Origin of the sequence: Actinophytocola sp. (genome assembly GCF_035712165.1) — a bacterium.
In the GTDB taxonomy this organism is placed as follows: Bacteria; Actinomycetota; Actinomycetes; order Mycobacteriales; family Pseudonocardiaceae; genus DASYTH01.
Genome location: NZ_DASTBH010000075.1, coordinates 1 through 11,591, shown reverse-complemented (window position 1 = coordinate 11,591; position 11,591 = coordinate 1). Strand labels below are relative to the sequence as shown.

The following is an 11,591-nucleotide window of genomic DNA, read 5'->3' as shown; positions in this document are numbered from 1 at the left end:
AGGTGGCCGGTGTGATCACCGGTTACCTGGACCATCTCGCGGTGGAGCGGGGCACCTCCCGGCACACCCTGGACGGCTACGCGCGCGATCTGCGCCGGTACGCCGACCACCTGAGCGGGTGCGGCATCGACACGCTTTCGGCGATCACCGAGCGGCACGTGTCGGCGTTTCTGGCCACGCTGCGGGAGGGCACCGCCGAGCACCCGCCGCTGGCCGCGTCCTCGGCCGCCCGGGCCCTGGTCGCCGTGCGGGGCCTGCACCGCTTCGCCGTCCGCGAGGGCCTGGTCCCGGTCGACCCGGCCCGCGACGTCCGCCCGCCCGCCGCCCCCCGCCGCCTGCCCAAGGCCCTGCCGCTCGATGACGTGTTGCGCCTGCTGGAGTCGACCACCCCGCTGCGCGACCGGGCCCTGCTGGAACTGCTGTACTCCACCGGCGCCCGGATCTCCGAAGCCGTCGGCCTCGACCTCGACGACATCGACGGTCATGAACGAACCGCCCTGCTGGACGGCAAAGGCGGCAAGCAACGCCTGGTCCCGATCGGCCGCCCCGCCCTCGCTGCCTTGGATGCCTACCTGGTCCGCACCCGCCCTGATCTGGCCACTCGGGGCCGCGGCACCCCCGCGGTGTTCCTCAATGCCCGCGGCGGCCGGCTGTCCCGGCAAAGTGCCTGGCAGATCCTGAAAACCGCGGCCGAACGCGCCGCCATCACGGTTCCCGTCTCCCCGCACACCCTGCGCCACTCCTTCGCCACCCACCTGCTCGAAGGCGGCGCCGACGTCCGCGTCGTCCAGGAACTGCTGGGCCACGCCTCGGTGACCACCACCCAGATCTACACCCTGGTCACCGTCACCACCCTGCGCGAGATCTACGCCACCGCCCACCCCCGCGCCCTCGCCTGACCCGGGTTTGCCGCACCGGATCACCGGGAACCCTCCCAGCACAGGAACAATCGATGGGAGTGAGTGAGACATGGCCTGGGTCCGCCGCCACCGCCGCACCGTACCGGGGGGCTTGTTCCGCAGCACCACCGTTCGCAGCCACTACCGCCGCAACCCGGGCGCCCCCATCGTTCCCATCCTGATCGCCGCAGCGGTGATCATCATCCTGCTGATCGCGATCTTCTAGCGCTCCTTTTGCGGGCCTGGGTTTTCGGACGGTCCACTTCGAACACTTCGGTGGTGGCGAGTTCAGGCCCGGCAGTCGAGACCGGCGAACAGCGACGGGCGGCGGCGCGCGACGGACCGCGCGGTTCGGCTGGCCGACACGAAGATCAGGTTACTTGTCTAGGCTGCGTGGCGTGGATATCGACGTGTTCGTGGCGGCGCACCGGGGCGAGTGGGACCGGTTGGGGGCGCTGGTGCGGCGCGGCGGGCGGTTGTCCGGGCCGGAGGCCGACGAACTGGTCGTGCTGTACCAACGGGCGGCCACACACCTGTCGATCGTTCGGGCCACGGCGCCGGACCCGGCGCTGCTCGGCCGGCTGTCCACGTTGGTGGCGCGGGCGCGTTCGGCGGTGACCGGATCGCACGGGCAGAGCTGGCGGGGGATCGGGCTGTTCTTCGCGCGGGAGCTGCCGGCGGCGCTGTACCGGGCGCGGTGGTGGTGGGTCGGCGCGGCGGCCGTGTTCCTGGTGCTGAGTGGGCTGCTGGCCGCCTGGGTCGCCACGGATCCGCAGGTGCAGGCCTCGATCGCGGCGCCTGAGGAGATCAAGGAGCTGACCGCGCCCGGCGGCGCGTTCGAGTCGTACTACTCCTCGGCGCCGGCCGCCTCGTTCGCCGCGCAGGTCTGGACCAACAACGCCTGGCTCGCCGCGGGCTGCCTGGTGCTCGGGGTGCTGTTCGGCATCCCGGTCGTGGTGATCATCGTGGTGAACGCGGTCAACGTGGGGGTCGCCGCCGGGTTGATGGCGGCGGCGGGGCGGTTCGACATCTTCCTGGGCCTGATATCGCCGCACGGGCTGCTGGAGCTGACGGCGTTGTTCGTGGCGGCCGGCGCCGGGCTGCGGCTGGGTTGGACGGTGATCGACCCGGGCCGCCGGACCCGGGCCGACGCGCTGGCCCGGCAGGGTCGCACGGTGGCCGGCGTCGCTCTGGGGCTGGTCTGCGTGCTGCTGATCTCCGGCGTGATCGAGGCGTTCGTGACGCCGTCGGGGCTGCCGACCTGGGCCCGGGTGGGCATCGGGGTCGCGGCGGAGCTGTTGTTCCTCGGCTACGTGTTCATCCTCGGCCGCCGCGCCACCCTGGCCGGCCACACCGGCGACATCGAGGCCGGCGATTCCCTCCCGATGGTGGGGTGAAATCCACCCGGTCAGGTAAGAACCGTCCCCCGACCGGGTGCTGATCGGGTAGCCGACGCCGTTCTGACCGGTCTTCGTCCTGTGTGGACGGCAGGATGCCGACGTCCTGAACCCCGTCACAGGAGATGCCCATGCATCAGCACCACCGGAAACGCCAGCGCGCCGCCGGCCTCCTCGCCGCCATGGCCCTCGCCACCTGGCCCGCCATCGCCGCCGCCCCCGCGGCCGCCGCCCAACCGACCGGCGACCCATTGATTGCCTACGCTGTCGGCGCCGCCGCTCTTGCGCCGATCGACGCCGAGGCCGGCACCGTCGACAGTCCGATCGGCGTCGGCGCGGACAACAGGGCCATCGCCATCACGCCGGACGGCGCCACCGCCTACGTCGTCGACGGGACGGCTGGAACGGTCATCCCCGTCGACCTCGTCGGCGGCACCCCGGGCGCCGCCATTCCGATCGGCGGTACGCCGGTCAGCATCGCGATCGCCCCGGACGGCGCCACCGCCTATGTCGTCGAAAGTTTTGCCGGCGGGATCTTTCCCATTGACACCGCCACCAACACGGTCGGCGCAGCCATCCCCGTCGGTGGCCCCTTGGGCCCCATTGCCATGACCCCCGACGGCAGCACCATCTATGTAGGGGACACGGGCGCGAACGAGGTCATCCCCGTCGACACCGGCACCGGCACGCCCGGCACCGCGATCCCGGTCGGCGGTCTTCCGGTCGCCTTCACGATCACTCCCGACGGAAGCACCCTGTATGTGGCCACCTCGACGGCCAACGCGATCGTTCCGATCGACACGAGCGCCAACACGGCCGGAACGGCGGTCCCGGTGCCCAGCACTCCGGTCGGTCTCACCATCACGCCCGACGGGGCCACCGTCTACGTCGCCACCTCCGGGAACGCCGCCTACCCCATGAGCAATGGGACTCTCGGCACCGTAATCCCCATCGCCGGCGCGGGTATTCCGAGCGACATCACGATCACTCCGGACGGTGCCATCGCCATTGTGGTCACCGCGGCCGGCAACGTCGTCCCCATCGACCTCGAGACCAACACGGCCGGCGCCAGCGTGCCTGGCGGCGCGGGTCCGTCGCTCTTCGACGTGGCGGTCACTCCGGACCAGGCTCCGGTCGCGTCGTTCACGGTGGACGCGGCCAAGTCGCCGGTGGCGTTCGATGCTTCGGCGTCGACTGTGCAGTTCGGGAGTATTAAGACCTACACGTGGGACTTCGGGGATGGGACTCCTCTGAAGCCGGAGACGACGCCGACCACGACGCATGAATATGCGCAGCCGGGCAACTTCACGGTGACGCTGACGCTGACCAGTAGCGGCGGGACCTCCACCGAGGTCGTCTACAACGGCCGGATGGTGGTGCGCAACGGCGACGCGACCGCGGCGGCGACGAGCCAGTCGATCACGGTGGCGCCGGAGGCGTCCACGTCCGGTGGGTACGTGCTGATGGTGACCGGCGCGAACACCGGTTGGGAACTCGTGGTTGGTGGGGTGGCCCTGGCCTTGGGTGTCGGGTTTGTCCTGCTGGCCCGTCGTCGGCGGCCTGGGCGTCGCTGACGGTTAGAGCCGGCCGGCGGCTTTGAGGGCCAGATACCGGTCGGCCAACGTGGGTGGCAACTGGTCCGGTACGGCGTCGACGACCTCGACGCCGTGCCGGGCCAGCATTGTCGTGACGTGGCGGCGTTCGGTGAGGGCGCGTTCGGCGGCTGCGGCGGCATAAGCCGCTTCGGCGTCGCCTCGGGCGTGGGCCAGCTCAGCGACCCGGGGGTCGGTGACGCCGGCGATCAGGAGCAGGTGGCGGGCGGTGAGCAGGGGGAGTACCGGGAGCAGGCCTTGTTCCAGTGGGGCGGGGTCCAGGCCGGTGAGCAGGACGACCAGCGAGCGGTGCCGGGCCCGGCGCATTACCTCGGCGACCATGCCACGGGCGTCCGACTCGACCAGTTCCGGTTCCACGACGGCCATGGCGTTGACGAGGGCGGACAGCAGCTCACCGCCGGAGGCGCCCTGGACCGCGGCCCGCACCCGGCGGTCGTAGGCGAGCAGATCCACCCGGTCGCCCGCGCGGGAGGCGAGCGCGGCGAGCAGTTGCGCGGCGTCCATGAGGGCATCGAGACGCGGGGCGTCGCCGACGCGGCCGGCGGAGGTGCGGCCGGTGTCGAGCACCAGCACGATGTGCCGGCCCTGTTCCGGCCGCCAGGTGCGCACCATCACGTCCGCCGCCCGGGCCGAGGCCCGCCAGTCGATCGACCGGACGTCGTCGCCGACCACGTACTCCCGCAGCGAGTCGAACTCCGTGCCCTGCCCACGCACCAGCACCGCCTGCCGGCCGTCCAGCTCGCGCAGCCGGGCCAGCCGGGCCGGCAGGTGCCGCCTGCTGTCGAACGCCGGCAGCACCCGCACCGTCCACGGCACCACGTGCGAGCCCTGCCGGGCGGCCAGGCCGAGCGGCCCCACCGCGCGCACGGTCACCCGGTGCGCCTGCCGGTCGCCGCGCCGGGTCGGCTCCAGCACGGTGCTGATCGTGCGCCGGGTGCCGGCCGGGACCGCCAACTCGTGCCGGTCCACCGCGACACCGGCGCTCGGCGGCCAGGCGTCCCGGACCCGGCCCCGCACCGGTCGCCGGCCCGGGTTGCCGATCGTGAGCGTCACCGTGGCCGGCCGGCCCAGCCGCACCGAGGTGTCGCCGCCGCGGCTGAAGGTCAGGCCCCGCACGCGCGGCGCGAGCGCGAGATCCACCAGGACGCCCAGCAGCACCACCGCGCCCATCAGGAAGATCCCGGTCCAGGACGGCAGCACCAGCCCGACCACGAGCACGCCCGCGAGCGCGACCAGGCCGGCCCGGCCGGTGAGCGCCATCAGCGTGGCACCGGCACGGTCGCCAGGATGCCGTCCAGCACCCCGTCGGCACTCGCCCCTTCCAGCTCGGCCTCCGCCCGCAGCTCGATCCGGTGCCGCAACGCGGGCCGCGCCAGCGTCTTCACGTCGTCCGGGGTCACGTAGTCCCGGCCGGACAGCCACGCCCAGGCCCGGGCCGCGGTCATCAGCGCGGTCGCTCCGCGCGGCGAGACGCCCAGCCGCACCGCTGGAGCCGACCGGGTGGCCCGGCACAGGTCCACCACGTAGCCGATTACCTGCGGATCCAGCGTCACCGCGCGCACCGCCGCCCGCCCCGCGTCCAGCTCCGCCACCCCGGCCACCGCGCGCAGCCCGGCCGCGGCCAGGTCCCGCGGGTCGAACCCGGCGGCGTGCCGCTCCAGCACGCCCACCTCGTCGGCCCGGGACGGCAGCGGCATGGTGAGCTTGAACAGGAACCGGTCCAGCTGCGCCTCGGGCAGCGGGTAGGTGCCCTCGTACTCGACCGGGTTCTGGGTGGCGATCACGACGAACGGGTCGGGCAGCATGCGCGGCCGCCCGTCCACCGACACCTGGCGCTCCTCCATGGCCTCCAGCAGCGCGGACTGTGTCTTCGGCGGCGTCCGGTTGATCTCGTCGGCGAGCAGCAGGTTGGTGAACACCGGGCCCTCGCGGAACGAGAACTCCGCCGAGTGCGCGTCGTAGACCAGCGACCCGGTGACGTCGCCGGGCATCAGGTCCGGGGTGAACTGGATCCGGGTGGTGGTCAGGTCCAGCGCCGTGGCCAGCGCCCGGACCAGCAGCGTCTTGGCCACCCCCGGCACGCCCTCGACCAGCACGTGTCCCCGGCACAGCAGCGCGACGATCAGGCCGGTCACCGCGGCGTCGTTGCCCACGACGGCCTTGCCGACCTCGGCGCGCAGCCCGACCAGTGCTTCCCGGGCGTCATTCATCAGTGGGTCACCTCGTTCTCCAGAACGTCCAGGTCGTCCGCGAGCCGGACCAGCGCGGCGTCGCCGGCCGGTGGCGGACCGTACAGCAGGTCGTGGACCGCCGGAGCCGGCCGCCCGGTCCGCCCGGCAACGGCGCCGGCGACGGCTTCGGGCGGGGCGTCGCGGGGCAGGCCGAGCCGGCCGACCAGCCGGTCCCTGCTCGCCTGCCGCAACGCGTTCGCGGCGTGGCCGGCCGCGCCGACCCGGCGGTAGAGCCGGGCGCGACCCTCCACCGTCTCCGCCGCCCGCACCACCACCGGCAGCGGCTCGGTCACCACCGGGCCGAGCCGGCGGGCCCGCCACAGCGCCACGACGCCGATCGCGATCGCCAGCTGGACCAGGCCGAACTTCCATCCGGCGGGCAGCAGGTCGACCAGCGGGCGCGATTCGGGCAGCGCCGCCGTATCGCCCAGCGAGGGCACGTACCAGACCAGCCGCTCGTGCTCGCCGAGCAGCCGCATGGACAGCGCGGCATTGCCCTGCTCGTCGAGCCGGTCGTTGGTCAGCGGGGCGCCGGTGCCGAGCAGCGTGATCCCGGTCAGCCGGGCCAGGCTCCGCTCGTAGCACAGCTCGCCCGGGCCGGCGTACCGGTCGCCGCCCATCGTGGCCGTGCCCGCGTGGTCGTAGCGGCAGTCCGGGGGGAGGTCGGTGACCGCGGTGCGGCCGTCCGCCCGCACCGGCAGGCCCAGCTCGCTCAGCAGTTCCGGGGGCGGGGTGACCAGCACCAGCCGGGCGGACCGTCCGCGCAGCTCCGCGACCCGCTCCGGCGCCACCCACCCGGGCTGGGTGACCAGCAGCGTGGCCGGGCCGCCCGCGTCGAGGGCTTCGCGCGCCTGCTCGGCGGTCAGCGCGAGTTCGATCCGGACCCCCTGGGCCTCCAGCAGCCGGGCCAGGGCGCGGCTGCCGCCGGAGGTGACCGAGCGCGGGTCCAGGTCGCCCCCGGTTGCCGAGCCACGCGCCAGCGCGATCCCGACCCCGGCGGCGATGATCACCAGCAGGATCGCGACCGGCCCGCGCGCCGCGCGCCACACGGTGCGGACGTCGGGGGAGACCGAGGTGCTCATGTCCGGACCAGCCGCGGGCGGGCCTGCCGGAGCTGGTCGTCCACCCGCGTCAAAGCCTGGTAGCCGTCCACCGTGGCCGGCCGGCCGCCGTAGATCACGTCGTCGAACACCCGGGCCGCGCCGGACAGGGCGGGCGCGTGGGCCGGCAGCGCGGCTCCGGCCATGGCGGCGATCTCGTCCACGGTGCGGCCGGACAGCTCGTCGACGACGCCGCGCTGCTCGAGCTCCCGCACGATCGCCCGGAACCGTTCGAGGATGGCCTCGGCGAGGTCGCCCCGGCCGGCCGCGGCCGCGGCGGCCCGCCGGTGGTCCTCGGCGGTCCGCCCAGGCCCGTCGAACAGTGCCCCCGGCCGGCGCCCGGCTCGGGCGATCCGGCCGGTGCGCAGCCGGACGATCACCACCGTCAGCGCCACCGCGAGGGCCAGCACGACCAACCCGACCAGGCCGCCCGGCCCGACCGACCCGATGCCGTCGAGCAGGTCGACCAGCCAGTCGCCGATCTTTTCGAATAACGTCGGATCGGCGGCCGAGTAGATGGGGTCGGACAGCTCCCGGATGGCGGCGTCGCGGGCCTCGTCCGGGGCCACCTCCACCGGGATCATGATCACCCGGCGGCCGCCCTGGCCAGTTCGATGTCCATCCCTTCCCGGCGGATCCGCTGGTCGGTGTAGAGCAGGACGTTCACACCCGCCGCGAAAGGTTCGGTGACGGTGCTGGAGATGATCGCGCCGACCGTGGTGAGGGTCACGGCCGCCAGGGTGATGTTATTACCGGCGATCAGGTTGAACGGGATGTTGATGATCAGTGCGACCACGGTGGCGAGCAGCGACGCGAGCACGGTGATGCCGAAGATGCGCCACCACGACCCGCGCACCAGCAGGCGGGACCGCCCGAAGGCCCGGCCGACCGTGGCGTGTTCCAGCATCAGCGCGGGGGTGGCCAGCGAGAACAGCACGAACAGCCAGATCGCGACCGGGATCGCCGCGATGAACAGCAGGATCCCCACCGGCGGGATCATGACCACGAGCAGGGCCACGAGCACCGCGGCGCCGAAGACGATTGCCGGAATGACCAGTGTCAACCCGAGCAGCGGCAGCAGCCGGGGTCGCACCTGCTCCCATTCCTCGGCGAAGGAGATGGGCTGACCGAGCACCGCCTTGCCCACCACGATGGTGAGGAAGCCGGCCAGGAACACCCGGAACAGCAACGTGACGACCAGGGTGATGCCGATCACCGTCAGGGACTTGCCGAGCAGCGCGAAGACCTCGTCGGTCGGCGTGTTCTCGTCGATGGTGGCCGCCGCCGCGATGTCGTCGAGCAGCCAGTAGGTGCCGGCCAGGATCAGCAGTTGGCTCACCGTCACGACGATCGCGGAGATGCCGAGCGTGAGCTTCGGGTGGCGGCGCATCGTGGAGACCGCGCCGTCCAGGATCTCGCCGAGACCCAGCGGGCGCAGCGGGATCACGCCGGGTTTGGGCGGGCTGGGTGGCGTCTGCCAGCCGGGCGGCGGTGGCGCCGCCGCGGCGGGCTGCGGTCCGGGCTGTTGGTCCGGGCTCGCCCAGTTCGGTCCGTCCGTCATCGGGGTCCCCTCCGTCGATGGGATCGACATACTGCCAGACGGTGGTCAGCCTGGCGGTGCGAACGGGTTGTTCTCCGCGCGGGCGGTGGAGGGCGGTTGCGGATCGGGCCGGGCGGGGGGTGGCGCCCACTGCCGGGCCTCCTCGCGGGCCCGGCGCTCGGCCAGCACGGCGGCCAGATGTTCGCGGGCCCAGCCGGTGGTCGGGACGGGCACCCTGAGGTGACCGCAGACCTCGGTGGCCAGCCGGGCGCCGAGGACGCCCCGGGCGCCCGGGTCCAGCTGGTCGTAGCGGGCGAGGTACTGCCGCACGGCGAGCGCGAGACCGTCCGGCACCGCGCCCACGTCGAGTCCGGAGGCCCAGCCGGCGAGGCTGTACGGCATCGCCGGGGGCGTGACCTCGGTGGCCGGGATCCGCTCCTGGAGCACCACGGTGCCGGCCAGGTAGTCGCCGACCCGCTTACCCTTCGCCGAGGCCAGCGACACGAAGACCGCGACGGCGCCGCCCAGGCCCAGCACCCAGAAGTCGACGAAGAGCCCGGTCAGTCCGCGCACCAGCGCCTGACGGAACCGGATCGGGCCGCCGTCCTCGCGCACCACCCGCAGGCCCAGCGCCATTTTGCCCAGGGACCGGCCCCTGGTCAGCGTCTCGAACGTCACCGGGTAGCCGACCAGCACCGCCGCCGCGGTCACGATCGAAATCGCGGCCAGCAGGGCTCCGTCGTCGGCCGCCGACGAGTTGGCCAGGAGGATGCCGATCACCAGCAGCACGGCGGCCTGCACGGCCACGTCGATGCCGAAGGCGATCCCTCGGCTGGCAAGCCGCGCCAGCCGCAGGTCGAGAACCACGGCTTCGCCGGTGACCAGGTCGGACATAAGCCAACTATTGCAGAGCCGCCGCCCGGCGAGCCTCGGCGTTGCCGGCGGAACCCGCCCATAAGATGCGGCCCGAGATTGTCGGGACGACAAGGAGCCAGGTCGCTATGTCGACATTTCAGACCTCCGAACGTGAGCTGAGCCTTTCGCCACGCGCTGCCTCCGACGACGACGAAGCCCTCGACGACGGCATCAACGGGTCCGGGCCGACCGGCCGGCCGCGCCGGCACATCCCGGAGCCGCCGATGCTGTCCAGCCACGGCCCGGCCAAGGTGCTGGCCCTGTGCAACCAGAAGGGCGGGGTCGGCAAGACCACCTCCACGATCAACCTGGGCGCCGCGCTGACCGAGTTCGGCCGCCGCGTGCTCATCGTCGACTTCGACCCGCAGGGCGCGCTGTCCGTCGGCCTGGGCATCCCGGCCCACCGGCTCGAGCAGACCATCTACAACGTGCTGATCGAACGCTCGGCCGACGTCCACGACGTGGTGATCCCCACCTGCGTGGAGGGCATGGACCTGCTGCCGAGCAACATCGACCTGTCCGCCGCCGAGGTCCAACTGGTGTCCGAGGTCGGCCGGGAGCACACGCTGGTCCGTGCGCTGCGGCCGGTGGTCCCCGACTACGACTACGTCCTGATCGACTGCCAGCCCTCGCTCGGCCTGCTCACCGTGAACGCCCTGGCCGCCGCCGACGGTGTGCTGATCCCGCTGGAGTGCGAGTTCTTCAGCCTGCGCGGGGTGGCGCTGCTGATCGACACCATCGACAAGGTGCGCGAGCGGCTCAACCCCAAGCTCGACATCACCGGCATCCTGGCCACGATGTTCGACCCGCGCACCGTGCACAACCGCGAGGTCATGGCCCGGGTGTTGGAGGCGTTCGGCGACATCGTGTTCGACACCGTGATCAACCGGACGGTGCGGTTCCCGGAGACCACCGTGGCCGGCGAGCCGATCACCCGCTGGGCGCCCCGTTCGGCGGGCGCCAAGGCCTACCGCCAGCTCGCCCGGGAAGTGATCGCCAGGTGACCCGGAGGACGTCGCTGCCGGGTGCCGCGGAACTGTTCAGATCCACCGGTCTGCCCCGGCCGGAGCCGACGCCGGGGGACGACTGGTTCGACGCCGGTGCGCCGCCCGCGAGCCACCGGGCCCGGCCGGCCAGGCCGCGCCGGGGCTCGCCCCGGCAGAAGCACACCTCCAAGATCACCGTGTACGTCTCGGACGAGGAGTTGTTGGCGCTGGAGCACTCCCGGCTGGCCCTGCGCGCCGCACACGGGGTGGCGGTGGACCGCGGCCGGGTGGTGCGGGAAGCCGTCGCGATCATGCTCGCCGACCTGGAGGAGAACGGCGAGAACTCCCTGCTCGTGCGCCGGCTCCGGCAGGATGCTTCATAGTGACCGTTGTGGCTCCATCGCCCCATGAGGTCGCGCCGACGCCGGAGAGCAGCCGGTTCACGGTCAAGTTGGCCAACTTCGAAGGCCCGTTCGACCTGCTGTTGCAGCTCATCTCGCAGCACGAGCTCGACGTCACCGAGGTCGCCCTGCATCGGGTGACCGACGACTTCATCGCGCACATCCGTTCGTTGGGGGATGACTGGAACCTCGACGAGACCACGGAGTTCCTCGTGGTCGCGGCCACCCTGCTGGACCTGAAGGCGGCCCGGCTGCTGCCGTCCGGCGACGTGGAGGACGAGGACGACCTGGCCCTGCTGGAGGCCCGGGACCTGCTCTTCGCCCGGCTGCTGCAGTACCGCGCCTACAAGCAGGTGGCGGCGCTGTTCGGGGAGTTGGAGGCGGGGGCGCTGCGCCGCTACCCCCGGTCGGTCGCGCTGGAGGACCGCTTCGCCAGCCTGCTGCCCGAGGTGATGCTGGGCGTCGACGCCCCGCGGGTCGCCGAGATCGCCGCGGCGGTGTTCCGGCCC

General features: G+C 72.8%; 13 protein-coding genes. 7 read left to right on the top strand and 6 right to left on the bottom strand.

The features are described from left to right. Positions 1 to 11 precede the first annotated feature (11 nt). From VFO68_RS03545 to VFO68_RS03530, 4 genes are all read left to right on the top strand, one after another. The gene (locus tag VFO68_RS03545) at positions 12 to 899 is read left to right on the top strand and encodes a site-specific tyrosine recombinase XerD (RefSeq protein WP_325156677.1); all 888 of its coding nucleotides are present in this window, start codon (positions 12 to 14) and stop codon (positions 897 to 899) included. Between the two features lie 70 nt (positions 900 to 969). After that, positions 970 to 1,125: a hypothetical protein gene (locus tag VFO68_RS03540; RefSeq protein ID WP_325156676.1), complete on the top strand. Its 156-nt coding sequence runs from the start codon at positions 970 to 972 to the stop codon at positions 1,123 to 1,125. A gap of 172 nt (positions 1,126 to 1,297) precedes the next feature. After that, complete coding sequence (locus tag VFO68_RS03535; protein ID WP_325156675.1) at positions 1,298 to 2,296, top strand: stage II sporulation protein M; 999 nt, start codon at positions 1,298 to 1,300, stop codon at positions 2,294 to 2,296. A gap of 131 nt (positions 2,297 to 2,427) precedes the next feature. Continuing rightward, positions 2,428 to 3,870 carry a PKD domain-containing protein gene (locus VFO68_RS03530; RefSeq protein ID WP_325156674.1) on the top strand — a complete coding sequence of 481 codons (1,443 nt, stop codon included), beginning with the start codon at positions 2,428 to 2,430 and terminating at the stop codon, positions 3,868 to 3,870. A gap of 3 nt (positions 3,871 to 3,873) precedes the next feature. On the opposite strand, the gene VFO68_RS03525 is transcribed toward VFO68_RS03530, so the two are convergent. Genes VFO68_RS03525 through VFO68_RS03500 form a run of 6 tightly spaced genes read right to left on the bottom strand, consistent with a single transcriptional unit; the run spans position 3,874 to position 9,674 of the window. Next, positions 3,874 to 5,169 (bottom strand): DUF58 domain-containing protein, encoded by a 1,296-nt coding sequence (locus tag VFO68_RS03525; protein ID WP_325156673.1) that lies wholly within the window; start codon positions 5,167 to 5,169, stop codon positions 3,874 to 3,876. Further along, positions 5,169 to 6,119: a MoxR family ATPase gene (locus VFO68_RS03520; protein WP_325156672.1), complete on the bottom strand. Its 951-nt coding sequence runs from the start codon at positions 6,117 to 6,119 to the stop codon at positions 5,169 to 5,171. Before VFO68_RS03520 ends, VFO68_RS03525 begins: the two co-directional genes overlap by 1 nt. Beyond that, positions 6,119 to 7,222 carry a DUF4350 domain-containing protein gene (locus VFO68_RS03515; protein WP_325156671.1) on the bottom strand — a complete coding sequence of 368 codons (1,104 nt, stop codon included), beginning with the start codon at positions 7,220 to 7,222 and terminating at the stop codon, positions 6,119 to 6,121. The genes VFO68_RS03520 and VFO68_RS03515 overlap by 1 nt, the downstream gene beginning before the upstream one ends. Beyond that, positions 7,219 to 7,824, bottom strand: coding sequence for a DUF4129 domain-containing protein (locus tag VFO68_RS03510; protein ID WP_325156670.1), 606 nt, complete (start codon positions 7,822 to 7,824; stop codon positions 7,219 to 7,221). The genes VFO68_RS03515 and VFO68_RS03510 overlap by 4 nt, the downstream gene beginning before the upstream one ends. A 2-nt stretch (positions 7,825 to 7,826) precedes the next feature. Next, entirely contained in the window at positions 7,827 to 8,801 is a 975-nt protein-coding gene (locus VFO68_RS03505) for a hypothetical protein (protein WP_325156669.1), read from the bottom strand. Positions 8,802 to 8,846: 45 nt separating this feature from the next. Then, on the bottom strand, positions 8,847 to 9,674 hold the full coding sequence (locus VFO68_RS03500) for an RDD family protein (protein WP_325156668.1): 828 nt from the start codon (positions 9,672 to 9,674) through the stop codon (positions 8,847 to 8,849). A gap of 107 nt (positions 9,675 to 9,781) precedes the next feature. Between VFO68_RS03500 and VFO68_RS03495 the strand changes: the two genes are divergently transcribed. The 3 genes from VFO68_RS03495 to VFO68_RS03485 form a co-directional block, all read left to right on the top strand. Further along, on the top strand, positions 9,782 to 10,699 hold the full coding sequence (locus VFO68_RS03495; RefSeq protein WP_325156667.1) for a ParA family protein: 918 nt from the start codon (positions 9,782 to 9,784) through the stop codon (positions 10,697 to 10,699). Beyond that, on the top strand, positions 10,696 to 11,064 hold the full coding sequence (locus VFO68_RS03490) for a hypothetical protein (RefSeq protein WP_325156666.1): 369 nt from the start codon (positions 10,696 to 10,698) through the stop codon (positions 11,062 to 11,064). The genes VFO68_RS03495 and VFO68_RS03490 overlap by 4 nt, the downstream gene beginning before the upstream one ends. Beyond that, positions 11,064 to 11,591, top strand: a 528-nt coding sequence (locus tag VFO68_RS03485) for a segregation and condensation protein A (RefSeq protein ID WP_325156665.1), incomplete at its 3' end; no start/stop codon positions are given. The genes VFO68_RS03490 and VFO68_RS03485, both read left to right, overlap by 1 nt.